Origin of the sequence: Treponema sp. UBA7567 (genome assembly GCF_002476655.1) — a bacterium.
Taxonomy (GTDB): domain Bacteria; phylum Spirochaetota; class Spirochaetia; order Treponematales; family Treponemataceae; genus Treponema_D.
On sequence record NZ_DLLH01000034.1, the window covers coordinates 1 to 26,474 of the forward strand.

At 39.0% G+C, this 26,474-nt stretch carries 24 protein-coding genes; 21 read left to right on the top strand and 3 right to left on the bottom strand.

Annotated elements, in window-relative coordinates:
- Window positions 1-689 (top strand): aminotransferase class I/II-fold pyridoxal phosphate-dependent enzyme (locus tag B3Y13_RS04085; protein ID WP_296692838.1); only part of this gene is annotated, 689 nt, incomplete at its 5' end.
- Between the two features lie 88 nt (window positions 690-777).
- On the opposite strand, the gene B3Y13_RS04090 is transcribed toward B3Y13_RS04085, so the two are convergent.
- Window positions 778-2,001, bottom strand: coding sequence for a hypothetical protein (locus B3Y13_RS04090; RefSeq protein ID WP_296668892.1), 1,224 nt, complete (start codon window positions 1,999-2,001; stop codon window positions 778-780).
- A 194-nt stretch (window positions 2,002-2,195) separates the two neighbouring features.
- On the opposite strand from B3Y13_RS04090, the gene B3Y13_RS04095 reads away from it, so the two are divergent.
- The 7 genes from B3Y13_RS04095 to B3Y13_RS04125 all read left to right on the top strand — a co-directional run bounded on the left by B3Y13_RS04095 (window position 2,196) and on the right by B3Y13_RS04125 (window position 10,054).
- Window positions 2,196-4,577 carry a chemotaxis protein CheA gene (locus tag B3Y13_RS04095; RefSeq protein ID WP_296022805.1) on the top strand — a complete coding sequence of 794 codons (2,382 nt, stop codon included), beginning with the start codon at window positions 2,196-2,198 and terminating at the stop codon, window positions 4,575-4,577.
- Window positions 4,578-4,594: 17 nt separating this feature from the next.
- Window positions 4,595-6,049 (top strand): chemotaxis protein CheW, encoded by a 1,455-nt coding sequence (locus B3Y13_RS04100; RefSeq protein ID WP_296692840.1) that lies wholly within the window; start codon window positions 4,595-4,597, stop codon window positions 6,047-6,049.
- 20 nt (window positions 6,050-6,069) lie between these two features.
- Window positions 6,070-6,552, top strand: coding sequence for a chemotaxis protein CheX (locus B3Y13_RS04105; protein WP_078929897.1), 483 nt, complete (start codon window positions 6,070-6,072; stop codon window positions 6,550-6,552).
- A gap of 18 nt (window positions 6,553-6,570) precedes the next feature.
- Window positions 6,571-7,005: a response regulator gene (locus tag B3Y13_RS04110; protein ID WP_078929899.1), complete on the top strand. Its 435-nt coding sequence runs from the start codon at window positions 6,571-6,573 to the stop codon at window positions 7,003-7,005.
- 86 nt (window positions 7,006-7,091) lie between these two features.
- A complete protein-coding gene (gene cimA, locus B3Y13_RS04115) occupies window positions 7,092-8,696 on the top strand; it encodes a citramalate synthase (RefSeq protein ID WP_296692841.1) in 1,605 nt (534 codons plus the stop codon).
- A 169-nt stretch (window positions 8,697-8,865) separates the two neighbouring features.
- Window positions 8,866-9,732: a YitT family protein gene (locus B3Y13_RS04120; protein ID WP_296668899.1), complete on the top strand. Its 867-nt coding sequence runs from the start codon at window positions 8,866-8,868 to the stop codon at window positions 9,730-9,732.
- A gap of 115 nt (window positions 9,733-9,847) precedes the next feature.
- Complete coding sequence (locus tag B3Y13_RS04125) at window positions 9,848-10,054, top strand: hypothetical protein (protein WP_296022826.1); 207 nt, start codon at window positions 9,848-9,850, stop codon at window positions 10,052-10,054.
- Here the strand turns inward: B3Y13_RS04125 and B3Y13_RS04130 are convergent.
- Window positions 9,966-11,423, bottom strand: a complete 1,458-nt coding sequence (locus B3Y13_RS04130; RefSeq protein ID WP_296692842.1) for an ATP-grasp domain-containing protein — start codon at window positions 11,421-11,423, stop codon at window positions 9,966-9,968. The genes B3Y13_RS04125 and B3Y13_RS04130 overlap by 89 nt on opposite strands.
- Window positions 11,424-11,554: 131 nt before the next feature.
- Here B3Y13_RS04130 and ilvB point away from each other — a divergent pair, with 131 nt between their 5' ends.
- The 13 genes from ilvB to fliJ all read left to right on the top strand — a co-directional run bounded on the left by ilvB (window position 11,555) and on the right by fliJ (window position 24,731).
- Window positions 11,555-13,279, top strand: a complete 1,725-nt coding sequence (ilvB, locus tag B3Y13_RS04135; RefSeq protein ID WP_296692843.1) for a biosynthetic-type acetolactate synthase large subunit — start codon at window positions 11,555-11,557, stop codon at window positions 13,277-13,279.
- Between the two features lie 2 nt (window positions 13,280-13,281).
- On the top strand, window positions 13,282-14,709 hold the full coding sequence (gene argH, locus B3Y13_RS04140; RefSeq protein WP_296692844.1) for an argininosuccinate lyase: 1,428 nt from the start codon (window positions 13,282-13,284) through the stop codon (window positions 14,707-14,709).
- A gap of 45 nt (window positions 14,710-14,754) precedes the next feature.
- Window positions 14,755-15,558 carry an amino acid ABC transporter substrate-binding protein gene (locus B3Y13_RS04145; RefSeq protein WP_296692845.1) on the top strand — a complete coding sequence of 268 codons (804 nt, stop codon included), beginning with the start codon at window positions 14,755-14,757 and terminating at the stop codon, window positions 15,556-15,558.
- 87 nt (window positions 15,559-15,645) lie between these two features.
- The gene (locus tag B3Y13_RS04150) at window positions 15,646-16,281 is read left to right on the top strand and encodes an amino acid ABC transporter permease (RefSeq protein WP_296022843.1); all 636 of its coding nucleotides are present in this window, start codon (window positions 15,646-15,648) and stop codon (window positions 16,279-16,281) included.
- A 45-nt stretch (window positions 16,282-16,326) separates the two neighbouring features.
- Window positions 16,327-17,079 carry an amino acid ABC transporter ATP-binding protein gene (locus tag B3Y13_RS04155; RefSeq protein ID WP_296692846.1) on the top strand — a complete coding sequence of 251 codons (753 nt, stop codon included), beginning with the start codon at window positions 16,327-16,329 and terminating at the stop codon, window positions 17,077-17,079.
- Window positions 17,080-17,120: 41 nt separating this feature from the next.
- On the top strand, window positions 17,121-17,537 hold the full coding sequence (gene flgB, locus B3Y13_RS04160) for a flagellar basal body rod protein FlgB (protein WP_296022847.1): 417 nt from the start codon (window positions 17,121-17,123) through the stop codon (window positions 17,535-17,537).
- Window positions 17,538-17,741: 204 nt separating this feature from the next.
- The gene (gene flgC / locus B3Y13_RS04165; protein WP_296668913.1) at window positions 17,742-18,203 is read left to right on the top strand and encodes a flagellar basal body rod protein FlgC; all 462 of its coding nucleotides are present in this window, start codon (window positions 17,742-17,744) and stop codon (window positions 18,201-18,203) included.
- Window positions 18,204-18,443: 240 nt separating this feature from the next.
- Window positions 18,444-18,758, top strand: coding sequence for a flagellar hook-basal body complex protein FliE (fliE, locus tag B3Y13_RS04170; RefSeq protein ID WP_296022853.1), 315 nt, complete (start codon window positions 18,444-18,446; stop codon window positions 18,756-18,758).
- 143 nt (window positions 18,759-18,901) lie between these two features.
- Window positions 18,902-20,686 (top strand): flagellar basal-body MS-ring/collar protein FliF, encoded by a 1,785-nt coding sequence (gene fliF, locus B3Y13_RS04175; protein ID WP_296022856.1) that lies wholly within the window; start codon window positions 18,902-18,904, stop codon window positions 20,684-20,686.
- Between the two features lie 3 nt (window positions 20,687-20,689).
- The gene (gene fliG / locus B3Y13_RS04180) at window positions 20,690-21,769 is read left to right on the top strand and encodes a flagellar motor switch protein FliG (RefSeq protein ID WP_078929917.1); all 1,080 of its coding nucleotides are present in this window, start codon (window positions 20,690-20,692) and stop codon (window positions 21,767-21,769) included.
- 50 nt (window positions 21,770-21,819) lie between these two features.
- Complete coding sequence (fliH, locus tag B3Y13_RS04185; protein ID WP_296668916.1) at window positions 21,820-22,764, top strand: flagellar assembly protein FliH; 945 nt, start codon at window positions 21,820-21,822, stop codon at window positions 22,762-22,764.
- Window positions 22,765-22,784: 20 nt separating this feature from the next.
- On the top strand, window positions 22,785-24,287 hold the full coding sequence (locus B3Y13_RS04190) for a FliI/YscN family ATPase (protein ID WP_296692847.1): 1,503 nt from the start codon (window positions 22,785-22,787) through the stop codon (window positions 24,285-24,287).
- Between the two features lie 36 nt (window positions 24,288-24,323).
- Complete coding sequence (fliJ, locus tag B3Y13_RS04195) at window positions 24,324-24,731, top strand: flagellar export protein FliJ (protein ID WP_296668919.1); 408 nt, start codon at window positions 24,324-24,326, stop codon at window positions 24,729-24,731.
- A 5-nt stretch (window positions 24,732-24,736) separates the two neighbouring features.
- Here the strand turns inward: fliJ and B3Y13_RS04200 are convergent, their stop codons facing one another.
- Window positions 24,737-26,377: a nucleoside kinase gene (locus B3Y13_RS04200; RefSeq protein ID WP_296668921.1), complete on the bottom strand. Its 1,641-nt coding sequence runs from the start codon at window positions 26,375-26,377 to the stop codon at window positions 24,737-24,739.
- Window positions 26,378-26,474 lie beyond the last annotated feature (97 nt).

Below are 26,474 nucleotides of genomic sequence, written 5' to 3' on the forward strand. Positions count from 1 at the left end.
TTTGTTCTCCAAATAATCCGACTGGCGCTACTGCAACAAAAGAGCAGCTTAAAAAACTTGTTGATTTTGCGAACGAAAACGGATGCATTGTCATTTACGATGCCGCATATTTTGCTTTTATCCGCGATAAAAATCTTCCAAAAACAATTTACGAAATTCCTGGCGCAAAAACTTGTGCGATTGAAGTAAATTCTTTTTCAAAACCTGCTGGTTTTACAGGAGTTCGCCTCGGCTGGTCTGTTGTTCCAAACGAATTGAAATTTGAAGACGGTTCAAGCGTGAACAGGGATTGGAACCGCGTAATGACAACTCTTTTTAACGGCGCTTCAAATATTGCTCAGGCTGGTGGTCTTGCCGCTCTCGACGAACAGGGCTTGAAAGATATGACCGCACAGGTTGACTATTATCTGGAGAACGGACATCTTATAAAAAATGTTCTTGAAGGAGAAAATTTTAAATCTGCAGGCGTTGTCGCTTATTTTACAGGAAACGGTCCTTATGTCTGGGCAAAATTTCCTGGAAAAGCAAGCTGGGATATTTTTGATAAAATTTTGGATGAGTGCCATGTTGTGACGACTCCAGGCTCTGGTTTTGGACCTGCCGGAGAAAGTTTTATAAGGTTTAGCTCTTTTGGACATCGCGCGGATATTGAAGAAGCCTGCAAGAGACTTTCGCTTTTGAAACTTTAAAATAAAGGCTTTAAAGCTAAAAATGCACCACTAAAATTGAACGGATAAAGTTCAGTTTTTGATGGTGCTTTTTTTATAAATCTTGTTTTTAGAAATAAGATTTATAACCTAGTGTAAAGTTTATGTTTTGTTTCCATTTTCCTGCCGGAAACTCGCTTAATTTTGCCTGGAACATGAGGCTTAAATCTCCGGAGAGAACAGGAATTACAATGTAAGGACTTGTTTTTACAGAACAGGTATCTTTGTAAAAATCTTTTAGGTTTGGCAAGTCTTTTAAATATCGTTCTTCGTAGCTAAACGACGTGCTGAATCCGAATTTTATGTTTTTGTTGCGGATGAAAAAGTTTTCTGTAAAAATATTTACGTTGAAGCCCAAATTCCCGTCTGCAAATTCTATTTTTTCGTTTTGATTGTCAGGAATATTGAAGAAAGAAATGTGCATCTGCGAATTTTTTAAATGAAACCGCGGTTCAACCAGTAAAAAAAGCTGTTCGTCAGAAATTTCAATCTTTGCATTGCTTTTTTTTACAGGAAGCGAAGAAAATCCTGCCTGAAGGAAAAGAGAGGTTGTGTAGTAATTTCCGATAAGAAGATTCATTCCAGAATGAAGGTAAATTTCATCGACAAGAAGAATTACATCGTCATCGTTTTTGTCTTTATTTTTTGAAGGAAAACCAATTCCTCCCAAAAAGTCCAGGGTGAGGTATTTGCGTGTCGTTGCAAAACGAAAATCGAGATTGAATTGTCTTAAATCGTCCGGATTATCATTGTTTTTGTAAAAATATCCGGCAAAAGCTATTGGACTTGAGTTCAGCCGGATTGAATACGAAAGTCCGAAACCGTTTATTGAATATGGGGAAACGCATTTGTTGCCGTAAAAACTGTCTGTAATAAAACTGTTGATTGGTGAAATTCCAAATTGCTGCGATAAAAACTGATTTGCGCCTAGAGGAGTGTAAGTTCCCTTAAAAATGCTGAAAAACTGGGTTGCTCCCAAAAAATTTTTTATGTATGTAAGCGAAAGCTCATCAAAGCAAAAGACAGCCTGAGTATCTTCAGTCAGTTTTGTGTCGATTACGTCATCTGTCGAAATGCTCATTTCTGTATTGAAAAATAAATTTTCTGAAAAATTGAACTGCCCTTGAAAAAATCCTGTCAAATTCATTATCGGATCGAAAAATTCGGAATTTTCCTTTGATTTTAAGTCGCCTTTCAAACCTCCGTAACCGTTGAATGAAGCGGCAGCAGAGAGCGTTGTCAATGTAAAAATAAATGCGGCAGCAGTCGAAGACAGTTTTTTTATCATTTTCATAGCTTTTTCCCCGTCAGTTATAATCGTACCTTTTTATATCGGCATAAAAAAGTCTGAACTTTAATAAAAATCGAAAATTATCCTCAGGAAAGTATGAAACTTTATTCATTCTTTTACTCTTTGTTTTTAAAAAACATCTTGTTAATAAAATTTTATTGCTTGACTTTGAGATGTTAAAGGTTAAAATATTAGATATGAGTGATTTTCTTGACGCTAACAACGAAGAACTGTTAAAAGATTATTTTTCTGAAGCTGAACTAATGGTTGACAATCTTGAGAGCAATATTCTTGCAATTGAGAATGATCCAACAAACCATGATGCTATAGATGAAATTTTCCGTGCAGCACATACGTTAAAAGGTAATTCTGCGACAGTTGAATTTACAGAAATTTCTACATTTGCTCACAAAATGGAAGATCTTCTTGATGAAGTTCGTTCAGACCGTGTAAAAGTTTCCGAAGATGTTGTAGATACTCTTCTAAATTCTCTTGATATTATAAAAGCTATGCTTGAAGCTCGCCAAAATGGTTCTGTTTATGCCGAAAGTGTAGAAGAAATTTCAAATAAAATAAAATCATTGATTCCTGAAAAGGCTGGAAAAGGTAAAAAGTCGTCATCAGTTTCAAAACCTGGACCAGAGACTGTTCAGAGTGTTCCAGCGGCATCGGCTTCTGCTTCAGAAACTGTTGACATGTCAGAATTTGAGTTGCTTGAACTCAAACAGAGTTGTCAGCCAGGTCAAAAGCTTTGGTCGATAAGTGTTGTTTTCGATGAAAATAATCCTATGAATAGCGTAGGAGGAATTCAAGTTTTTGCAGCATTAAAAGCCTGTGGCACTGTTTTAAAGACCGTTCCTGATTTTGAAGCGCTTTATGAAGATGAATTTCATAAAGACGTTGTTTATTACGTTGCTTCTTCAAATTCTCAGGAGCAGCTCGAAGATGTAGCTTTTCTCGATGATGTAACTTTGAGCGTTGATGCCCAGTGTCTTGAAAATGCAGTTGCAAAAGAGTCTTATGTACAGCCAGAACAAAAAGAAGAAAAAAATGCTCAAATTCAGCCTGTGGCAGAAACTCCTAAACAAGAAGAAGTAAAGGTTTCTGCAGAGCAGAAGACAGAAAATGCTCCTGTTCAGCCATCAAAGACAGTTTCTTCGACAAAAACGGCTTCTGCTTCAGGACATGCTCAGCAAAGTTCAATTTTGCGTGTTGATTCTAAACGCATCGATACTTTAATGAACCTTGTTTCTGAAACCGTAATTACAAAGGCTTCGTTTAACCAGAGCGCGCAACAACAGTCGGATATGCTTGTTCAGTTTCAGGCTCTTGATTCTGCATTTAGAGAAAAAATCCGTAAGATGTTTGAACAGCTTCCGCAGTATTTGGAAGAAATTCAAAACGGAGTTTCTGTAAAAGACATAAGAAATAATATTATGCAGGAATATGGTGAGATTCCTGAATATTTTGCTTCGTTTGAAGCTAAGTTTAAGGATTTAAATACAAAGTTCCATTCTGCAACCCAAAATCTTGGGCGTATCGCCGGAGAATTGCAGGAAGGCGTAATGAAAATCCGAATGGTTCCTATCAGCCAGATTTTTGACCGCTTCCCTCGGGTTGTCCGTGATTTGCAGAAAGATCTCGGTAAAAAGGTAAACCTTCAGATTGAAGGTGAAGAAACGGAGTTGGACAAGACTGTTATTGACGATCTTATGGATCCTATCATGCACTGTGTTCGTAATTCTGTTGACCACGGAATCGAATCTCCTGAAGAACGCAAGGCTTTAGGTAAGAGCGAAACAGGTACTGTTCTGTTAAAAGCTGCAAACGAAGGAAACATGATTATCATCGATATTGTTGATGACGGTAACGGAATTGATGCGGAAAAAGTGCGGAAAAAGGCCGTAGAAAAAGGACTTATTCATCCAAATAAAGTCCTTTCGGAACAGGAAGCTGCAAATCTTATATTTTTACCAGGTTTTTCAACAGCAGACAAAATTACAAATGTTTCTGGTCGTGGCGTAGGTCTCGATGTCGTAAAGACAATGATTGATAAATTGAACGGAACTGTAAACGTAACAACAGAAAAAGGCCGTGGTTCTAAATTCTCAATTAGGCTTCCGCTTACTCTTGCAATTATTCAAGGTCTTCTTGTGCGCGTTGGAAGAGAAGTTTATTCAATTCCTATTGCGTCTGTAATTGAAAGCCATCGCATTAGACGTGGCGAAATCAATACAATTGACAATTATGAAGTTTTGAATGTCCGCAACGAAGTAATTTCTGTTCTTCGTCTTAGCAGGCTGTTTAACATCCGCAATACCGAAGATGGTGAGTATTGTTTTGTTGTAATTGTTGGCACGCAAGATAAAAAAATCGGTATTATGGTCGATGCCTTGATTGGAGAAGAAGATGTGGTTATAAAACCTTTGCGTGATCAGTTTACGCAGTCTCCAGGAATTGCAGGCGCTTCTATTCTTGGTGACGGCTCTGTTTCGCTTATTATTGATGTAAGCCAGCTTCTTGAGCTTGGAGTGCGTCAGGAAATTGAAGCTCGCTCTGAATATGGGACTATTGACTAAGGCAAAAGAGGTTTATCATGGCTAACGAAAATGTTCAGAATCAGACAGAAACAAAAAATATCAATACGGCTCTTGCACAAAATCTTGGTGCTTATGCTAGTATTGTTCCTGATGCGGAACGGGAATCTGCAGAAAGAAAAGAAAAACTTGCTCAGATTGACTATAAAATGGTAACTTTTTCTCTCGCTGGAAAAGACTATGCAATTGATATTATGAAAATAAAGGAAATTGCAAAGGCCGGACGTTTTACTTATGTTCCGAATACATTGCCATTTGTTCTTGGAGTTTACAATCTTCGTGGAGATATTATTCCTATTGTCGATTTGAGGCTTTTTTTCAATATCGAAGTTCCAGAAAGAAAAGAAGATTCCTTGGAAAATATGCTTATCTGTTCGATTGGCGAGCAGACATTCGGAATTGTCGTAGATGTAATTGACAAAGTCGTTGGAATTCAAAAAGCAACAATTCAGCCGCCTCATCCACTTTTTGGCGATATAAACATAAAATATATTCAGGGAGTTGTTGAAGTAAACAACAGGCTTTATATTCTTCTTGATATAGAAAGAATTTTTGGTTCTAAGACAGAAGCTCAGGCGATTGAAGAAGAAAATGTTCGTATGAATATGGCACACAATGCAAAAGTTGCCGTAAAATCTTCTTTAGAAAAAGAATTTGTAAATTCTGAAAATCAAAAAACTTCTGTTTCTGCGGCTGAAACTAAGGTTGAAAAGCATCCTGGCGATGAGCTTAAGTTTATTACAGAATCTTTGGCGCAGATGAGAAAATTTACGGTTTCTGCTGTAAATGAACCTTGGCTTAAAGCTCGTTTTGATGCGTGGCAGAAAGAGCGTTCTCAGGATAAAATTCAACTTTCTTCAGCGGAAGATGCAGATGCTTTCTTAAAAAATTTTTATTCTCCTTGTTCAGGTGCTTGGTGGACAAAAGAATATGCTGATTCAATTTTTAAGATTTTGCCGGACAATGCCGCAAAACAGATTACTGTCTGGAATCCTGGCTGTGGAAAAGGAATGGAAACTTATTCACTTGCTTGTATTTTGAAAAAGCGCTATCCAGAAGCTAAGATTAGAATTTATGCGCATGACATTGATTTGCTCAATGTTTCAAATGCTCCGTTAATCAGCGTTCCTGCCGAAATTGCAAATGGCTGGTATGCTCCTTATCTTACGAACAAGGCTAATTCTGATTTTACTTTTACAACTGACATAAAAAATAGTATTATGTTTGAGTATCATGACTGTGCAAATACAAACTCTTTGCCTGTATGTGATATTATATTTGCAAGGGATTTGATTTCATTCTTGCCTTTGGCTTCTCAAAAAGTTCTCGAAACTGATTTTGATGAAAAACTTAAGGGCAATGGAATTATCATTCTTGGTCAAAACGAAACTCTGGAGGGAGAGGGCAAGTGGCTTGCTCATAAAGACGGAACTGTAACCTTTTTTACAAAATAAATAAAAATTGGGAGAATTTTATGAGAGTAGAATATATCAACCCATTCGTTGAAACTTCATTTCAGATTTTAAAAGAAGTTCTTGGTGGTGCGGATGTAAAACGCGGTGATTTGTATTTGAAATCGACCGCAATGCCAGTTATGGGAGTTGCCGCTTTGGTCGGCCTTGCTGGTGATGTTGAAGGACGTGTTCTGTTTGATATGTCTTACGAAACAGCATTGAACATTGCTTCAAAAATGAACGGAGAAACACTTGCTACTTTTGATGATTTGGCAAAGGCTACAATCAGCGAACTTGCAAACCTTATTACTGCGCAGGCAGTAACAAAACTTCATGAATTGGGATTTAAGTTCGACTTGACTCCTCCGGCGCTTTTTGCTGGAGAAAAAATGGAAATTGCTGCATTGGGTGGACAGACAGACAGTGTTGAAGCGCTGATTGTTCCTCTTATTACAGAATGTGGCAAAGTAGAAATTAACGTTGCGATTCGCGAACGTATGTAGAATTGAGGAGGCAGCAACATGAAAACTAAACAGGATTTCCCATCAATCAATGAGCGTCCGCCAGAAGGCGTAAGAGTTGACGGTACAAAAATTCGTGTGCTTATCGTTGACGACTCAATCTTCGTTGCAAAACAGCTAGGACAGATTCTTACTTCCGAGGGTTATGAAATCGTAGCTACGGCTGTTGATGGAAAAGACGGTGTTGATAAGTATAAGGAACTTTGTCCGAACGTGGATCTCGTTACAATGGATATTACAATGCCACGTATGGACGGTATTACAGCCTTGGAACAGATTATGGCTTTTGATAAAAACGCAAAGGTTGTAATGGTTTCTGCTCTTGGAAAAGAAGAGCTTGTAAAAAAATCTCTTTTGCTTGGAGCGAAAAACTATATTGTAAAGCCTCTTGACCGTAAAAAGGTTCTTGAGCGTATCGGTGCAGCTGTAAAGTAAGCGCACTTGATTTGTGTCAAATGTGTTGAAAAACTTAAAAAACCTGGTTCTTGAAGAATCAGGTTTTTTTTTGCATAATAGCACCTATGGCAGATAAAAAAAAGATTTCGATTCTAGATTCGACTTTGCGTGATGGCTCGCAGGGAGAAGGTATAAGTTATTCAGTTCAAGATAAGATAAATATTGTCATGGCTTTGGATGAGCTCGGAGTAACTTTTATTGAAGCCGGAAATCCCGGAAGCAATCCTAAAGACATGGAGTTCTTTATAGAAGCAAAAAAATTGCAGCTTAAAAATTCTAAAATCGTTGCTTTTGGTTCTACAAGGCGGAGGGATTTGGCTTGTGCAGAAGATGTTAATTTGCAGAGTCTTTTATCTGCTGATACGGAATATGTCTGCATTTTTGGAAAAACTTGGGATTTCCAGGTGACGGATATTCTTCATGCAACTCTTGATGAAAATATAGAGATGATTCGGGATACGGTGGAGTATTTAAAATCAAAAGGCAAGAAAGTGATTTTTGATGCTGAGCATTTTTTTACTGGATACAAGGCAAATTCAGAATACGCATTAAAATCACTTGAAGCTGCTGTAGAAGGCGGAGCTGTTTGTCTTTCCCTCTGCGAAACAAAAGGCGGCGCAATGCCGTCAGAATGTAGAGGTGCTGTTGAAGCTGTCGTAAGTCGTTTTTGCTCAAAGATTGAAGTTGGAATTCATACTCACAATGACTGCGGACTTGCTGTTGCAAATTCTTTGATTGCCGTTGAAGCTGGCGCTTCTCATGTTCAGGGCGTTCTTCTTGGATTTGGAGAGCGGGCTGGCAATGCAAATCTTTCTACGATTATTGCTGATTTGCAGTTAAAACTTGGATTTGAATGTGTTCCTCAAAAAAATATGAAGCTTTTGACTCCAATTTGTAAGAGAATTGCAGAAATTACAAATATTGCTCTTGAACCGGGAATGCCTTTTGTAGGTTCGAGCGCTTTTGCCCATAAAGCAGGAATGCATATTGACGCAGTTATAAAGAATCCTTTTGCATACGAACATATTGAACCAGAAACTGTCGGAAACGAAAGAGTTTTCTTGATGAGTGAAGTTGCTGGAAAAAGCATGATTGTTGAAAAAGTGCAGAAATTTGACAAATCGCTTACAAAAAATAGTCCTGTCGTTGCCGAAATCGTAAAACGTGTAAAAGAACTTGAGCATGAAGGCTATCAGTTTGAAGGCGCCGATGCAAGTTTTGAAATCCTTGTGCGAAAAACTATGGGAAAATATCAGCCGTTCTTTAATCTTCATTATTATAAAACAAGCGGTGAATTTCCGAGATTTTCTGACGACCAAAGCGCATTTGCTCAGGTAAAACTTGATGTTGAAGGTACTGCTGTAATTACTGCCGGAGAAGGCGACGGTCCTGTAAATGCAATGGATACTGCTTTGCGAAAAGCCTTGGTTCAATTTTATCCAGCTGTAGCAAAAATTCACCTTACAGACTATAAGGTCCGTGTACTTGATGGAAAAGAAGCGACTGCAAGCGCTGTCCGTGTTCTTATTGAATCTAGCGACGGAGAAAATTCATGGAGCACAATGGGAGTTGCAAGCGACGTAATTGAAGCTTCTTATATTGCTCTTGTAGATTCGTTTGAATATAAGCTTATAAAAGATTTGGAACGAAAATATTCAAGAATAATTTAAGTTTTGTAAAAATGAAAGCCGAAAGCAGTTTTTCTCTGGTTTCGGCTTTTTTTACGGTGTTTTCTGTTATTTGTAAAAAACGTGTTTCGATGTATAATAACCGCGACATTCTAACAGAAAATCTAAACAAATTTCTAAATGAGGATTTTTATTTTTTGGGAGCAAGACGATGTCCGTTTTTTTGCGCGATTTAAAACGCTTTTTGCTTGTTGCTTTTGGCGGTTTTTTGATGGCTCTGAACATTGTCATTTTTGTTCAGCCTGCTGATTTGTTTCCTGGCGGTTTGACGGGAATTACCTTGCTTTTGCAAAATATTTTCTTAAAATATTTTAATATTCACCTTCCGTATTCGGTTACTGTCTATGCTTTTAACCTTGTCCCTGTCTGGATTGGTTTTAAATTCATCGGAAAACGGTTTACTTTTTTTAGCGTAGTGATGATTTTTATTTCCGGTCTTTTTACGGATATTCTTTCTGGTTTTGAATGGCTCCATCTTACTGACGATATTCTTTTGTGCACGGTTTTTGGAGGAATTTTAAACGCGGTTTCTGTTGTTCTCTGTCTTTTTGCGGAAAGTTCTTCAGGTGGAACTGATTTTATTGCAATTTATATTTCAGAAAAGACAGGACGTTCTGCCTGGAATCTGATTTTTTGTTTTAACTGCATCGTTCTTTTTTTTGCAGGAATTCTTGTTGGCTGGGATAAAGCTCTTTATTCAATAATTTTTCAATACGCTTCAAGTCAAGTTATAGCTTTGCTTTACAAGAAATATTCAAAAATCACGCTTTTGATTATTACTGACAAAAGTGATGAAATTTATGCCACAATAAAAAATTTGACGAATCATGGCGCTACTGTTTTTGAAGGCAGAGGCGAATATTCTGGAAAAACTCATAAAATGGTGTATACGGTCGTTTCTGCGGCTGAAAGCGGAAGTTTGGAAAAGCAGCTGCGTACTGTAGATCCAAATGCTTTTATAAATGTAATCGAATCGAAAGATATTTTGGGAAGGTTTTTTAAAAGACAGCCTGACTGATTTTTTTTGAAAAATTTTCTTTCTTCTTTCTTTTGTTTTGAGAAAAACTGTCTTAAAAATTGCGATTTTTAAGTTCATTTTTGATTTTTAGCTTTATTTTCTTTATAATAAAAATATGACACAGGCTTTGGATTTTGATAATTGGACTGGCTACGATGACTGGCTGATTCAAAATTACGATAAATACGGAATAACTTTTGTAGGCGAAAAAGACGGAAAAATTCACGCCGAGTTTATGGACAAGGACGAATGGAACGAAACTGCAAAAAAAATAGAATCTGAAGAAGCTGCTTCTGAGAAAGAAAAATCTGAAAATGCCTAAATTTTTTTAGCAAGTTCAAGGGCGGTTTCAAAAAAGACTTTTTCTGTTTTTTGAGGCAGAACTTCGGAAAGTTTTTTTNNTTTATGTCCTGGCTTAAATTTTCTTTTGCTGGAGAAGTTAAAATTACTTCGCAATAGCCTTTTTCGCGTTCCTGCTTTGCCGCAAGATTTTCTGTTTGGTAAACTTTTTTTACAAAGTTTTTTTTAGAAAGTTCTTTCATTTCTTCTTCTGTTAAAAGCGGAAATTTTATGTTCAGGACAAAATTTTCTTTTTGCTCGTCTTTGTTTCGAATTCCTGCGGTTTTTAGAATCCGTTCAAAAATTGTCATATTTTGCATCGCCGCATAGCTTGCGGTCATTCCGGAAAGCCTTGGATTTATTTCAATTACAAACCATTTTTTTTGAGAGAAAACAAGGTCAACCTGGGTGATTCCTTCAAAATCAAGCGAGGCTGCAATTTTTTTTAGAATTTTGTTTAAATCTTCTATTTTGTATTCAGAATTTGTTACAGGTCCGAGTTTTACGCTTTGTTTTGGAGATGTGATTCCATACTTGTTTACGCTGAAAATCATTGGTGGCAAAATTTTGTGTAAAAAACAGCCGCCGTTTTTTTTAGGCTGAATGGATTTTGAAAGAATTGATTCAATTTCCGTGCCAAACTGATCTCCTTTTATAAATTCTTCGATTATTCTGTCAGAAGTAAATTTTTTTGACTTTAACCAGTCGTGAACCTGTGAAAAATTCTCTAAAACGTCCATTCCGTAACTGCTTAAACCAGTTGTATCTTTTATTACGACCGGAAAGTTGAGCTTTTTGATTTCTGAGAGAAGTGCCGTTTTGTAAACGTTGCTTTTTACGGTTTTACGATTTCCTGCATTTATAAAAAGCGCATGATTTATGTACAAGGCTTTTGGCGTATTGATTTTTAACTGAAGGAGCTTCTGGTGAGTCTGCCATTTATCAAAGCAGGTGAGCGCGGTTTTTACGCTATGGCAGACCGTTTTTATTCCTTTTTGCCTTAAAAAATCTGCGACAAGAGCATCTTTTGCAGTGAGCCAGTCGAATGGTGTTACAAAAAATGTAGCTGCGATTGCAATTTCGGGGTTTAGAGAGTATAAAAAATCTGCAATTTCTGCCTCATCGTCGCTCTTTATGATTTCGTATTGGACGTTGTTTGCTTTTTGAAAATTTTCGCTGCCGCTTATATCTAAAAGAAACATTCCTGGAAGCTGTGTTGCAACGATAAAACTGTGTTCTGGAAAAGATTTTGCAAGCAGTTCCAGTTGCTGTGCGGAAGATGGAAAGTTTTTTACTACGGCTGTTTTTGGTTCAAAAATATTTGAAGAAGTTGAATAAAGAAGAATACGCATTGTCCGAGTATTATACGAAAATTGCAGGTTTGGGTGTAGAGTGTTCACAAATTGCGGATTATGTTGATGTTGTGCAAGGTTCTCAAAATCATTAAAATAAAAAATTATAATAATTGGTCTTAGGAAGCAAAATGAAAATTAATGGTTCTCAAATTGTTATTGAGTGTTTGATTGAACAGGGTGTAGACACTGTTTTTGGTTATCCTGGTGGAAATATCTTAAATATTTATGATGCTCTTTACAAAAATTCTGACCGCATTACTCATATTTTGACGGCTCATGAACAGGCTGCTGCCCATGCTGCCGATGGTTATGCACGTTCTACTGGACGTGTTGGAGTTTGCATGGCAACAAGCGGTCCTGGAGCTACAAATCTTGTGACTGGAATTGCAACTGCTTACATGGATTCTGTTCCGATGGTTGCTATTACCTGTAACGTTGGAACTCCTTTGCTTGGAAAAGACACTTTTCAGGAAATTGATATTACTGGCGTAACTCTGCCAATTACAAAACACAATTTTATGGTAAGACGGGTTGAAGACCTTGCATATATTTTCCGTCAGGCTTTTATAATTGCAAAATCTGGAAGACCTGGTCCTGTTTTGATTGATATTCCAAAAGACATTACAGCCGCAATGTGTGAGTTTGAACCGCTCAAAAAAGGCGATGACGGTTCTGCTGCTTTAGCAAAAGAAAATCCGAATTTCAAGCGGGTTATGAGAGTAAATGTTCCTTCCGACGAAGAAATAAAAGCGGCCGCAGAAATCATAAATAAATCAGAACGNNGGCCGGTTATCTACGCTGGTGGCGGAATTAAGATTTCTGGCGCAGAAAAAGAACTTTTGGAATTTGCAGAGAAAGCTTCAATTCCTGTTTCTGAAAGCCTTATGGGACGCGATGTTTTTCCTTCAGATCATCCTCTGTGTACGTGGATGGTAGGAATGCACGGAACTCGCGCTAGCAATATGGCTGTTACAGAAAGCGATCTTGTTTTGGCGCTTGGTTCTCGTTTTTCTGACCGCGTAATCGGCGATCCAAAAAAATTTGCTGAACATGCGACTGTATTTCATATTGACATTGATCCTGCGGAAATCAATAAAAACATTCACGCTGGCGGTGAACTTGTAGGCGACTTAAAGTCAATTTTGTCACGTCTTTTGCCTTTAATCGAAAAAAAATCACATTCAGCTTGGCTTGAAAAAATTGACGCATGGAAAAAAGAAATTCCTACAAGCTATTCAATTGTAAAGCCAAACTCTGTAAATCCAAAATTTATGCTCGAAACTGTTCACAAATATGCAGGCGACGATGCTTTTATTACTACTGAAGTCGGCGAGCATCAGATGTGGACAGCCCAGTTCTATCCGTTTGAAAAGCCTCGTACTTTCCTTACATCCGGCGGTCTTGGAACTATGGGGTACGGCACTGGCGCTGCGATTGGTGCGCAGGTAGCAAATCCTTGTGGACGTGTAGTTCATATTGCAGGTGACGGTTCTTTTAGAATGAATTGCAATGAGCTTTGTACAATTGCACGCTATAATCTTCCAATCGTAATTGTCCTTGTAAATAACGGCACGCTCGGGAATGTCCGCGTATGGCAAAAACTTTTTTACGAAAAACGATACAGCCACACGACGCTTGATTTTGGTCCCGACTGGAAAAAACTTGCAGATGCTTACGGTGTAGGTTATGTAAAGGCAAACAATAATGATGAATTTGAAAAAGTCTTTAAGACTGCATTTGCCGAAAAAAAACCGTACATTGTCGACACGATTGTCGATATTGACGAGATGATTTTTCCAATGGCAATTCCTGGAAAACCAATTGATGAACAGATGATGTGCTGGGGAAACTAAAAATGGCGGAAAATAAAGCGCACGGAACAATTACAAAAGACAATCATGCTGCATTGTGGCACGGACGTTTTGCAGAAGGACCGGATGCCGCGGCAGTTGAGTTTGAAACTTCAATTCGCGTGGATGAACGCATGGCATTGGATGATATTCGCGGTTCAAAAGCGCATGCCTCGATGCTTTCTAAACAGAAGATTATTTCTGAAAAGGAAAATGAAGAAATTCAAAAAGGGCTGGATTCAATTGAAAAGGACTTAAAATCTGGAAGACTTTCAATTGATTATTCTGCCGAAGACATTCATTCATTTATCGAAGCTACTTTGACGGACAGAATTGGCGAAAGCGGGAGAAAACTTCATACTGGACGAAGCCGCAACGACCAGATTGCCCTTGATGAAAGACTTTACCTTAGACGCGTAATTCCTGAGCTTCAAAAACAACTCGTTTCTTTAATAAAAACTCTTGCAGATATTGCTTCTAAACATAAAGATTCTCTTTTGACCGGTTACACACATATGCAGCACGCTCAGCCCGGAACTTTGGCGCAGCATTTGTGTTCTTGGGCGTGGATGCTCGTGCGTGATTATGAAAGGCTTTCAGACAGCCTGAAAAGAATCGCGCTTTCCCCTTTGGGAAGCGGCGCTCTTGCAGGTTCTGACCTTCCTTTGAACCGTGAATATGTGGCGGAACTTTTGAATTTTGATGGAGTAACACAGAATTCTTTGGACAGTGTTGCCGACCGTGATTACTGTATCGAATTTACTTCTGATTTTTCGCTTATTCAGATGCATTTGAGCCGCATGTGCGAAGAAATAGTCTATTGGTCTACGACAGAATTCGGTTTTGTTGAATTGAGTGAAAAATGGTCTACTGGTTCTTCAATTATGCCGCAGAAAAAAAATCCTGACTTTGCAGAACTGATCCGCGGACGGACAGGAAGGGTTTACGGCGACCTTATAAACCTTCTTACGATGATGAAAGCTCTTCCTATGAGTTATGACCGCGACATGCAGGAAGACAAAGCTCCTCTTTTTGATGCTCTTGATTGTGTTCAAGGAAACATCATTGTTTTTGAGGCGATGATTGCAAGTGCACGCTGGAACAAGGAAAAGATGGCTGCAAGTTGTGAAGGCGGTTTTGCAAATGCGACAGATGTCGCTGATTATCTGGTATGCAAGGGGATGTCTTTTAGAACTGCACACGGAGTCGCTGCACAGTGTGTCCGCCTTGCAATTGATACTGGAAGAAAAGCAATCGAAGAGCTGACGCTTTCAGAAATCAAGTCAATCAGCCCGCTTTTTGAAGAAGACTTGTTTGCAAAAATTACACCGCAATCGTGCATGCGTGCAAGAAAAACAACTGGCGCGCCAAGTCCTGAGCAAACAGAAAAGCAGATTGCATCTCTTTTTGCATTTTGCGAAGGAAAAATCTAGCTTATTTATAGAAACAATTGTTTTTATTTTTAATAGGAGTAAAAAATGAAAAAAATTACTTTGTTTGTATGTGCTTTTGCCGCACTTACTGTTTTTGCCGGCTGTTCTAAAAAAGAAGCTGGAGACAATTCTCTTGAAGCGCTCAAAAGCCGTGGAGAATTTATTCTCGGTCTTGACGATTCATTCCCTCCATTGGGATTCCGTGATTCTTCAAACGAAATCGTTGGATTTGACATTGACCTTGCAAAAGAAGTTGCTTCTCGTCTTGGCGTAAAATTCCGCGCTCAGCCGATTAACTGGGATTCAAAAGAGCAGGAGCTTGCTACTGGAAACATCGACTGTATTTGGAACGGCCTTACAATTACCGAGGAACGCAAAGCAGCTCTTTCATTTTCTAAGCCTTATCTTAAAAACGCGCAGGTTCTGGTTGTAAAAAAGAATTCAGGAATTAAAAAACTTTCCGACATGGCAGGAAAAAAAGTCGGTATTCAGGCAGGTTCATCTGCCTCAGATGCAGTTGAAGCTTCTCCTGATTTTAAGCGTTCTGTAAAATCAATAATCGAGTTCAAAGACAATATCATGGCTTTAAATGATCTTGAGATTGGCGGAGTTGATGGTGTTGTAATGGATCTTATCGTTGCAAACTACGCAATCAAGACTTCTGGAAAACCGTTTGAAGTTCTTTCTGAAGGCTTGGCTCCTGAAGAATATGGAATCGCTTTCCGCAAAGGTGATGTAAAACTTACGGACGAAGTTCAAAAAATTCTCGAGGCTATGGCTGCTGACGGAACTGTTACGAAAATTTCTGAAAAATGGTTCGGTTCTGATATTACAGTAATCGGAAAATAACTTGATTTTAGGTTGAATAAAAATTCGTAAGAAAAAAAAACTGAATTTGCTTTTTTGCAGATTCAGTTTTTTAAGCTTATAAAAAATATGGCAAAACTTATATTAACAATGCTTCAATCGAGTTTGGTTTCGCTTGAAGTTTTCTTTTTAACACTGTTTTTTTCAATTCCTCTTGCTTTGCCGATTACAATGGCGCGCATGTCAAAATTTAAGCCGCTTTCTATGCTGGCGAATGCTTTTCTGCTTATAATCCGCGGCACTCCATTGATGCTCCAGTTGATTGTCGTTTATTTTGGGCCTTTCTATCTTTTTAAGTTTTCCTGGGATCGCTTTACAGCGGCAATTATTGCGCTTTCGGTAAACTATGCCTGTTATTTTGCAGAAATTTATCGCGGAGGATTGCAGTCGATTCCTGTCGGCCAGTATGAAGCTGCAAAAGTTCTTGGCTATACAAAGATACAGACTTTTTTTAAGATTGTTTTGCCTCAAGTTGTAAAGAGAATAGTTCCTCCAATGGGAAACGAAGTAATTACTCTCGTAAAAGATACCGCATTGGTAAGCGTAATCGGAGTAGTCGAGCTTTTAAGAACGGCTCAAACCCATTCAAGCAGGCTTTTTAGCACGACACCGATTTTTATTGCCGGCGTATTTTATTTTTTGATGAACTGGGTTGTAACGGCTGTCTTTATTCACCTTGAAAAAAAACTTGATTATTATAAATAAAGCATCTTTTTAGATTGAAAATTTAAAACTGGCGGATATATAAAGATGAGTATAATTTCTGTAAAAAACGTAAATAAATTTTTTGGAGACGGAGTTCAGGTTTTAAAAGACGTGTCTTTTGAAGTTGAGCAGGGCGAAGTTCTTGGAATTATCGGTCCTTCCGGCTCTGGAAAATCAACTCTTCTTCGTTCTATTGCCCAGCTTGTAAAAATTGACAGCGGAACAATTACAATTTGCTCCCGGCAGCTTGTCAAAGACGGCGTTTATGCAGATAAAAAAACTCAAAGAGAAATCGCCTTAAATCTCGGCTTTGTTTTTCAGAATTTCAATCTTTTTTCGCATTATTCTGTCTTAAAAAATATAATTGATCCTCAGGTTACGGTTCTTGGTGTTTCTAAGGAAGAAGCCGAAGAAAACGCAATTCAATTTATCCGGCGCATGGGACTTTCTGGAAAAGAGAATAATTATCCATGCGAACTTTCCGGTGGTCAGCAGCAGCGTGTTAGCATTGCGCGCGCTCTTGCATTAAAGCCAAAGGTTTTGCTTTTTGATGAGCCGACAAGCGCCCTTGATCCTGAGCTCACAGGAGAGATTCTTGAAATTATCCGCGGACTCGCAAAGTCAAAAATGACAATGATTGTCGTAACCCACGAAATGGCATTTGCCCGCGACACAAGCGATAAAATTCTTTTTCTTGATGCAGGCCATGTTGTTGAATACGGCGATCCAAAAGAACTCATAAACAATCCTAAAAATGTCCGCATGCAAGAATTCTTAAAACGTTTTAACAATCGGTAAAAATTTATAAACAAAAAAATTCAACTGCCGATATATTTAATATGAATACATTTACAAGGTCAGTTGAACTTTTACACCGTGCAATGGATGTTAATTCGTTGCGGTATCAGGTTTCTGCAAATAACATAGCAAACTCAGAAGTGTCGAATTACAAAAGACAGACTGTTAATTTTGAAAGCGAATTAAAACGTGCTTTTGAAAGCGAAGCAGATAAATCTCATAGATTTGAATTGACTAGAACAGACAGCAGGCATTTTGCCCTTGAAGAGCCTTATGACTGGAAATCCGTTGAACCACGTCGTGTTACAGACTGGACGACAACTGCGGCTGCCAACGGAAATAACGTTGATGCGGAATATGAAGCGACTGTTGTTTTGAAAACGCAGATGAACTACAGACTTTTAGCCCAGCTTCAGAATTTTGAATTCAGCCAGGTAAAACTTGCAATGAGAAAATAGTTTTTTTCTTGTTTTTATAAGATGGGAATGAGTTAAGGATTGCAATAAAAACTTTGTCTAAAATAGCGTCAAAATTTTTATTCACAAGTTTGCGTTGCAAACTTTCTTATCAACTGCAATTTCTCACTTTGCTGCGAAATTGCGTTAAAAGGTCAAATCGGAAATTGAAATTTTTTCATTGACTTTTTTATGGGAGAATTTTTTATGGGAATGTTTACTTCGATCAATATTGCGACGACAGGAATGAGCGTAGAACGTCTTCGCTCTGATGTAATTTCGAACAATATTGCAAATGTTTCTACGACACGCACTCCTGAAGGCGGAGCATTTAAAAAATCTTCTGTAATTGTTGAACCAATCGCTTCCGCTCATCCGACATGGCGAATGCCTTTTGTAAATGCTGAGCAGGATAACGGTCCTGGAAAAGGCGTTCGCGTAAAAGAAATTGTAAAAGATACTTCAAAAGGCCGCATGGTTTATGATCCGTCAAATCCGGACGCAATTCAATCTGGTCCGGATAAAGGCTATGTTGAATATCCAAATGTAAATATTGTAAACGAAATGGTAAACTTAATTTCAGCAAGCCGCGCTTACGAGGCAAATTCAACTGTAATTCAAGGCGCAAAGGATATGTTTTCTGCAGCGCTTGAAATTGGAAGAAGCTAATTTTTTCTGATTATCGAAATGATTCTGTAGACAAGCATTTGCAATTTGATTAAAATTTTTATGAGGAAAAGGGAGGAGTTAAGATAAAAACAGCCGAAAATGGCGTCTGTTTTTATCTTTACAAGTTTGCGTTGCAAACTCTCTTATCATCGGTTGTTTCTCACTTCGTTGCGAAACAACTTAAAAAGTCAATCCTAAAACTGGAGTTTTAATCTTGACTTTTTTATGGGAGGTCAATAAATGAATGTTATGAATATTTCAAACGTTTCTGACTTGACGTACATAAATTCTTTTCAGCCAAACAGCGCAAAAAATTCAGTTCAAAATACAAATAAACGCTCTTTTGAGTCTTATATCCTTGAAGCGGTAGATGCTGTAAATGAAAAACAGCTTGATGTAAGCCGTGTTGAGCAAAAACTTATTACAGATCCTGATTCCGTAGATATTCACGATGTTACGACCGCAATGGCAAAGGCTCAAATGTCGCTGAATCTTGCCCAGACAGTAATTGACAGGCTTCTTACAGGCTGGAGCGAACTTCAGACAACCCGCTAACGCATAAAAAATATCTTTTCTGTCTTTTCTTTGTAAAAAATATATGTTATTATAGAATATATTTAAAATCTTTAAAACTGAGATTTTAAGGTTTTTCCTTTTTTTTATAGAAATTCTTGAAATTCGGTCACGGGAGGGGACAGATGATCGAATGGCTTAAACAGCTGCCGGCTAAAATCAAAGAACTTTGGGCTAAATGGAAACCTGTTCAGAAAGGAATTTTCATTGGCATTGTGCTTCTTGTTGTCGTTGCGCTTGCTCTTATGTTCAGAGTAAATTCCGCGCCTGCCGGAGTGCCGCTTTTTACAACTGTTATTCGAGATGAAGATGCCCGCGAAAATATCACAATGCGTCTTGATCAGGAAAACGTAGATTTTCGGGTGCGCGAAGACGGACTTATCATTGTAAATGACAAAAAAACTGCCGAAAAAATGAAGAGCATTTTGATTACTGAAGGTCTAGTGCCTAAGGAAGTCGATGCTTTTAATCTTTTTGACAAAAGCAGCTGGTCTGATACTGATTTTGACAGAAACATAAAGCTTCAGCGTTCGCTTACAAAACAGTTGAAGCAGCATATTCTTGCAATTGACGATATTGCAAATGCAACTGTAGATCTCACTTTTCCAAAAAAAGAACTTTTCTCGACCGACCAGAAACCTGTTACTGCTTCTGTTATTGTTACGTTCAAGCCTAACAGCACAATGCCGGAAGAAAGAAAACGCTTAAAAGGTCTGCAGGATTTAATTTTGCGTTCTGTCGTTGGCCTTACTGCCGAAAATCTTACTCTTTCTGATAATTTTGGAAATATTTTAAATGATTTTGAAAGTCTTGCAGAGAGCGACCGTCTGGATAATATACGCAAGGGAAATAAAATAATTAGCGAAGAAGAAGAGGCTCTCAGAAAACGTGTGCTTGAAAGTCTTCAAAAAAACTTTAACGGCGCTGACCGTGTACGCGATTTGGTTGTAAAAATTGAAAAAGATTTAAACTTTGTTTCAAAGGATCAGACTATTTATACGCCGGTAATTATAACGGAGCAGGATCCTGACAAGCCTTATGACACGACTGAAAAAAGAGAATCGATCACTCTTTCTTCTCAAGAAATAAAAAAAACATGGACTGGAACAGGCTATAATCCTGAAGGTCCGGCTGGAGTTGAAGGACAGAATCCTCCGGTTTATTCCGATATGTCGAATGTAATTGGAAAATCGACCGAAGAGGGAATTACAAAAAACAACGTTGTAAATAAAGAAGAGCGTCATACAGATCAGAATTATGAGCTTAAGCGTATTTCCGCTTCTGCAAACATTGACGGTCGTTGGGAAACTATCATCGACAAAAACAGAAAGCCGATCGTAATAAACGACCAGAATCTTTCTGAATGGCAGTCTTACTGTCAGCAAAATGAAATTCCACTGGATAACTGCCGCTTGAGCATAGGCCATTTTTTTAGGGTTTATCATCCTGTAAGTCAGAAAGTTATTGATGATGTTACGAAGATTGTTCAGAGCGGAATCAATTACCAAAAAAAACGTGGGGATTCGGTTTCTATTACGAGTTTCCCGATTCCAAGAGACAAGGAATGGGAAATTGAAGAAGATTCGTATTTCCGCAAGGAAGAAACAAGACGGACTGTGCTTTTTTCTCTTGCAGGAATTACCGTAATTCTTCTGGCGTTTATCATCTTCAGGTTTATTAGCCGTGAACTGGACAGAAGACGCCGTTTGCGGGAAGAAGAGATTTTGCGGCGTCAGCAGGCGGAACGCGAAAAGGCTCTTTGGGATGCAAAGCAAGATGGACTTCAGGATGTTACAATGTCTGTAGAAGAGCGTAAGCGTGCTGAACTTCAGGAAAATGCGATTGCAATGGCAAAAGAACATCCGGAAGACGTTGCAATGCTTATTCGTACATGGCTGCTGGAGGAATAATTTATGGCTGATGAAAAAGCAAAGACCGCTTCAAAACCGGCAACTGTAAAATCTGGCGGTAAAAAGTCTGGCGCAAAAGATTATAAGAGCCTTACTGGACGGCAAAAGGCTGCAATATTTTTGGTTTCTCTTGGGAGCGATGTTTCTGCCGAAATTATGAAGCACTTGCGCGAAGATGAGGTAGAAACACTGACTTTTGAAATTGCAAGGCTTGAAACTGTCGATGCCGATTTTAAGGATCAGGTTCTTGAAGAATTTCAGAGCCTTATGGATGCGCAGAATTTTATTTCTACTGGCGGTATCGATTATGCCCGCGAGCTTCTCGAAAAATCTCTTGGTTCTCAGAAGGCGATAGATATTATCAACCGTCTTACTTCGAGCCTTCAGGTGCGTCCGTTCGACTTTATCCGCCGTACAGATCCATCTCACCTTTTAAACTTTATTCAAACTGAATATCCGCAGACCATTGCCCTTATTCTTGCTTATCTTGAGCCTAATAAGGCGGCAATAATTTTGCAAAATCTTCCTGCGGAAATCCAGCCGGAAGTTTCCCGCCGTCTTGCAACAATGGACCGTACTTCTCCAGATGTTTTGCGCGAAGTTGAGCGCGTTTTGGAGAAAAAACTTTCTACGCTTTCTAGCGAAGACTATACAGCGGCCGGCGGCGTTGAATCTATTGTTGAAATTCTTAACCTTGTTGATCGTTCTTCTGAAAAGCAGATTATTGAATCTTTGGAAGAAGACGATCCGGATCTTGCGGAAGAAATCAAAAAACGAATGTTCGTTTTCGAAGACATTGTTATGCTCGACGACCGTGCAATTCAAAAAGTTCTGCGCGAAGTCGATACTCAGGAGCTTGCAAAGGCCTTGAAGTCTGTAGACACGGAAGTTCAGGACAAAATTTTCCGCAATATGTCAAAACGCGCCGCAAGCATGTTAAAAGAAGATATGGAATTTATGGGACCTGTTCGCTTGAAGGACGTTGAAGAAGCTCAGCAAAAAATTGTTTCTACAATCCGCCGTCTTGAGGATGCCGGCGAAATTGTTATTGCACGTTCCGGAGAAGACGAACTGGTTGTTTAATATTGCATTTCAAAAAAAACTAAAAAGTATTTTTATAGAGGAACAGAATCATGAATAAGAACTTGTTTCAGCCTGGCGAAATAAAGACAAAAGAAGGCGAATTTAAGCTTGGACTAGTTCATACTTTTGAAAAGCCTGTTGAAGAAGTTGAAGTTGAAGAAGTTCCTCAATACACAGGCCCTACGGCAGATGATTTAAAGCGTGAGGCTGAGGATTTTAAAGTTCAATGGGAATCAGAAAAGCAGAAAATGCTTGACGATGCTCAGGCTCAGGCCGATGCAATAATTGAAAGCGCAAAAAATGCTGCTTTTGAGGAAGTGAAAAAGCAGACGGACGAAGCTCAGACAATCAAGGCTCAGGCAGAAAATGAGGCTCAAAAAATAATTGCGGATGCAAAAGAGCAGGCCAATCAAATTCAGGCAAAATCAGAAATTGAAAAAGACGAAATAAAGCGAAATTCCTATGAAGAAGGCTTAAAAGAAGGAAAAAAAGACGGCTATGATTCTGGCAAAGAAGAAGTAAGCCGGCTTATTGACCGAAGCCACAAAATTCTCGAAGCCGTAATGAACCGCCGTGAGCAGATTCTAAACGAAACAGAAGAGCAGATAATTCAGCTTGTGCTTTTAATGACACGAAAAGTTGTAAAGGTAATGTCTGAAAATCAAAAATCTGTCGTAATGGCGAATGTTTTGTCGGCCCTCAAAAAAGTAAAGGCTCGTGGAGATGTTACCATCCGCGTAAACCTCGAAGACGTAAAACTTACAACCGAACACATAAAAGATTTTACAGAACAGGTTGAAAGCGTGAAAGGAATTACTGTCGTAGAAGACAATTCTGTAGAAAAAGGCGGCTGCATCGTTGAAACTGATTTTGGAGCAATCGATGCAAGAATTTCAAGCCAGCTTTCTGAGCTCGAAAATAAAATTCTGGAAATTTCACCTATGAAGCCGATTCAGAAAAATTCTGCTTCTGCGCAAACTGCCGCTCAAAAATAGTTAATAGGTTCGGAAAAAGAATGGAACACTTTTTTGACAAATACTTAAAAAACGTTCTTGATACGGAAACAATTCTCTACACAGGAACAGTTACTGCGATAAAGGGGCTTATGATTCGAAGCCGCGGCCCTTATTCAAAAATCGGTGAACTTTGCACAATAAAAAATACAGACGGAACTGAGCTAGTTGCAGAAGTTGTAGGTTTTGACCGGGAAGAAAATGCCGTAAACCTTATGGCTTATGGCGATACAAAAGGCATAATGGCAGGAAGCGAAGTCGTTGCAAGCGGAAAAGAACTGATGGTTCCTGTTGGAAAAAAACTTCTTGGACGTATAATAGATGCTCTTGGACGGCCTTACGATAAAAAAGGTCCTCTTCAAAACGATGAATATTATCCTGCGATTGCGCCTGCTCCTGATCCTTATACAAGAAAAGATATAAACAGACGAATTATAACCGGCGTAAGGGCAATTGATTCTCTTTTAACATGCGGAAAAGGTCAGCGGCTGGGTATTTTTGCAGGCTCTGGTGTTGGAAAATCGACACTGCTTTCAATGATTGCGCGAAATACCAATGCCGATGTAAATGTAATCGGACTTATCGGTGAGCGTGGACGCGAAGTTATGGACTTTATTGAGCACGATTTAGGCCCGGAAGGAATGAAGCGTTCTGTCGTAGTTGTTGCAACAGGCGACCAAAGCTCAATCGCCCGTCTTCGCGCCGCATACACGACTACAGCAGTTGCCGAGTATTTTAGGAATCAGGGAAAAGACGTAATGCTTATGATGGACAGCGTTACTCGTTTTTGCCATGCCCAGCGCGAAATTGGAACTGCAAACGGAGAGCCTCCAACGCAAAGCGGTTATCCTGCAAGCGTATGGGACATGCTCCCGAAGCTTTTGGAGCGCACCGGTACAAACGACAAAGGCTCAATTACGGCATTTTACACAGTGCTTGTCGATGGTGACGATCTAAATGAGCCTGTAAGCGACAAGGTTCGCGGAACTTTGGACGGACATATTGTTTTAAGCAAAAAACTTTTCCGCGAAAGGCATTTTCCTGCAATCGACATAACTTCTTCTATAAGCCGTCTTTGGGACGATGTTACCGGACCTCAGACACAGCAGGCTGCGAATAAAGTGAGCCGCTTGATTTCAATCTACGAAGAAAACAAAGATATGATAAATGCCGGAGTTTATGTAAAAGGAAGCAGTCCGGAAATAGACGAGGCAATTGAGCGTCATCCTGCAATTGAAGAGCTTCTGACACAGTCAAAAACAGACCATTGCACAATCGAAAATACGCTTAAGATTTTGAGCGCAGTTTCCGGAATTGAAATTCCTGAGGACGAATATTCAGAAGATGCAGGACTTGGCAAAAAAACGACAGCCCAGCTTGTCCAGGAACGCAAAATAGACGATGTTGCAAGTTCTAATGAGCTTTCAAGCGAAAACATGACAGCTCAAACTGCAAATTCGCTCGAACAGGCGTCAAAAATGCTAAGCGGACTGTCTAAAAAATAAGGCAACTTAAAAAATATGCAGAAATTTGTCTTTAACATGCAAAAAATTCTGAATCTCCGCAAGTTTGAAGAAAAACAGGCTCAGACGGAGCTCGGAAAGGCAGTAAGCGCTGAAGCCAAAATTCAAAACACTCTCAATTTGCTTGCTGAACAGAACGTTCAGACCGTAAAAAACTCAAAAGGCATAAAAGATGTCCTTGAGCTTCATAACCTGAATAACTATCTAAAGCTTTTAACCCAGCGAAAAGAGCAGCTTCTAAAGGAACTTGCCCAGGCGCAGCTTGAAACCGAACAAAAACGCGGAAAAATGAAAGACGCAATGCTCAAAGTCAAGGCCCTGGAAAAGCTAAAGGAAGCACGGCAAAGGGACTGGGCGCTTGAAAACAAACGAAAAGAAGAAAAAGAGCTTGATGACATCATCAATTCAAAGCAGTTTAGAAGCTAACCGTTTTAGTAATGGAAGCTTGAGCCTCCGATAAACTCTCGTACAATCGACTGTTTTGGAATATATGTTTCTGGAATTTGGTCAAAGTTATCCAAAAAACGCAGCAGACGGCGAGCCTCGCTAAATTCCGGCATATTCGGTTTTACTGCATGCAAAAGCGGACTTGCGTAGACTTTCAAAACAGGAATTTCGTAATCCAGGGCGGTATTCAAAACTGCATCGGCATTGTTCTGGAACGGAAAAATATGCAGAAGCTCTCCTTTTTGGACACTTTGCCACATTCCGATTGTATCTGCGGCAGATTTGCCTCTAAAACGTGAGTCGCGCACTATGCGGCGGATAAGGCGGTTGTCGCTCGAAGAAATACGCGTGTGGTCGTTGATATTCAGCTGGGTAAGGGCAGAAAGGTAGATTTTGAACTTGAATTCACTCTTTACTTTTGGAGTAAGCTTGTCGTTTAGCCCGTGGATTCCTTCCATAATGAGTATGTCGTTTTTAGCAAGGCGCATAGTTTCTCCAGTGTAATACGGCTGCCCCAAATCAAAATTGTAAGAAGGAACTTTTATTTCTTTTCCATCAAAAAGGTCGTTAAGATTTTGGTTTAAAAGTTCAACATTGAGGGCTTCGAGACATTCGTAGTCGTAGTTTCCATTTTCGTCCTTTGGATTTTTTTCGCGTCCTACATAATAGTTGTCGAGCGAAATTACTTTTGGATTATAGCCGAATGCCTGCAGATGAAGGGCGAGTTTTTTTGCAGATGTTGTTTTTCCAGAAGATGAAGGCCCTGCTATTAAAACAACTTTTACGTTTTTGCGCTCATGGATTTGTTCTGCGACCTTTGCGTAATTCTGAGACTGGAAAGTTTCTGTAATGTCGATAAAGTCGTTCACCTTGCGTTTTAGAATCAGCCGGTTTAAATCAGCCGCATTCTTTACGTTTACGGTTTTTCCCCAGTTTTTGTATTTTTTATAGATTTCAAAAATCTTAGGGTTGTCGGAAAATTCGCCGAGTTTTTCAGGCTCCTTTTCTGACGGAAATTGCAGCAAAAAGCCCTCGTCATAAGGCAAAAGATCAAAAAATTTTATTTGTCCTGTTGCAAGCGAACAAGGTCCTTGAAAAATATCAGAAAATGAGCCGAGCGTATTTACGATTACCTGAGGCTCGCACCGGTATTCAAGCTGGGCGCGGGTGTCTTTTAATCCGTTTTTTTCAAAAAGTTCGCAGGCCGCTTCGTAAGAAGCAATCAAAGTCTGGATTGTTTCGTTTTTTTGAACGATAGAAAGCATTTCGCTTTTTATAAGCTCAACCTGCTTTTTTTCTACCGGAGAATCGTCAAAAGTGTAATAATACGATGAACCCAAGCTGTGTCCGATTAAAAGTCTTTTTTCTGGAAAAATTTTGTGAACAGCGGCGGCAAGAATAAAGCAGAGCGTGCGCCTGTAAACTGCTACACCGTCTTTAGAATTAAGATATACCGGCTCCAGAGTTCCGTCTGTGATCATTCTCCAGGAAAGCGGAAGAATTTCGTTATTAAAGCGCAACGCCATAATAGGCGATGAAGTTTTTGTAAAGTTTGAAAGAAGCTCTGTTCCCTGAGTTCCAAAGTGGCACTGGATTTTTTTGTTTTCGATTGTCAATGTAAGCATAAACTACATTATACCCGATTGGCAAATATTTATAAACAAATTTATCCGTCAATCGTCGAGATTTGGAATGTGCTTTTTTAAGGTTTTCATAAAATGC

Excerpts from the sequence above, each read along its gene's own strand:
- B3Y13_RS04200 (WP_296668921.1), bottom strand. The coding sequence starts at position 26,377 with ATGCTTACATTGACAATCGAAAACAAAAAAATCCAGTGCCACTTTGGA.
- B3Y13_RS04120 (WP_296668899.1), top strand. The coding sequence starts at position 8,866 with ATGTCCGTTTTTTTGCGCGATTTAAAACGCTTTTTGCTTGTTGCTTTT.
- B3Y13_RS04145 (WP_296692845.1), top strand. The coding sequence starts at position 14,755 with ATGAAAAAAATTACTTTGTTTGTATGTGCTTTTGCCGCACTTACTGTT.
- B3Y13_RS04190 (WP_296692847.1), top strand. The coding sequence starts at position 22,785 with ATGGAACACTTTTTTGACAAATACTTAAAAAACGTTCTTGATACGGAA.
- argH (WP_296692844.1), top strand. The coding sequence starts at position 13,282 with ATGGCGGAAAATAAAGCGCACGGAACAATTACAAAAGACAATCATGCT.
- B3Y13_RS04155 (WP_296692846.1), top strand. The coding sequence starts at position 16,327 with ATGAGTATAATTTCTGTAAAAAACGTAAATAAATTTTTTGGAGACGGA.
- fliF (WP_296022856.1), top strand. The coding sequence starts at position 18,902 with ATGATCGAATGGCTTAAACAGCTGCCGGCTAAAATCAAAGAACTTTGG.
- fliH (WP_296668916.1), top strand. The coding sequence starts at position 21,820 with ATGAATAAGAACTTGTTTCAGCCTGGCGAAATAAAGACAAAAGAAGGC.
- B3Y13_RS04100 (WP_296692840.1), top strand. The coding sequence starts at position 4,595 with ATGGCTAACGAAAATGTTCAGAATCAGACAGAAACAAAAAATATCAAT.
- B3Y13_RS04090 (WP_296668892.1), bottom strand. The coding sequence starts at position 2,001 with ATGAAAATGATAAAAAAACTGTCTTCGACTGCTGCCGCATTTATTTTT.
- fliG (WP_078929917.1), top strand. The coding sequence starts at position 20,690 with ATGGCTGATGAAAAAGCAAAGACCGCTTCAAAACCGGCAACTGTAAAA.
- B3Y13_RS04150 (WP_296022843.1), top strand. The coding sequence starts at position 15,646 with ATGGCAAAACTTATATTAACAATGCTTCAATCGAGTTTGGTTTCGCTT.
- B3Y13_RS04125 (WP_296022826.1), top strand. The coding sequence starts at position 9,848 with ATGACACAGGCTTTGGATTTTGATAATTGGACTGGCTACGATGACTGG.
- B3Y13_RS04105 (WP_078929897.1), top strand. The coding sequence starts at position 6,070 with ATGAGAGTAGAATATATCAACCCATTCGTTGAAACTTCATTTCAGATT.
- fliJ (WP_296668919.1), top strand. The coding sequence starts at position 24,324 with ATGCAAAAAATTCTGAATCTCCGCAAGTTTGAAGAAAAACAGGCTCAG.
- fliE (WP_296022853.1), top strand. The coding sequence starts at position 18,444 with ATGAATGTTATGAATATTTCAAACGTTTCTGACTTGACGTACATAAAT.
- flgB (WP_296022847.1), top strand. The coding sequence starts at position 17,121 with ATGAATACATTTACAAGGTCAGTTGAACTTTTACACCGTGCAATGGAT.
- B3Y13_RS04110 (WP_078929899.1), top strand. The coding sequence starts at position 6,571 with ATGAAAACTAAACAGGATTTCCCATCAATCAATGAGCGTCCGCCAGAA.
- flgC (WP_296668913.1), top strand. The coding sequence starts at position 17,742 with ATGGGAATGTTTACTTCGATCAATATTGCGACGACAGGAATGAGCGTA.
- B3Y13_RS04095 (WP_296022805.1), top strand. The coding sequence starts at position 2,196 with ATGAGTGATTTTCTTGACGCTAACAACGAAGAACTGTTAAAAGATTAT.
- cimA (WP_296692841.1), top strand. The coding sequence starts at position 7,092 with ATGGCAGATAAAAAAAAGATTTCGATTCTAGATTCGACTTTGCGTGAT.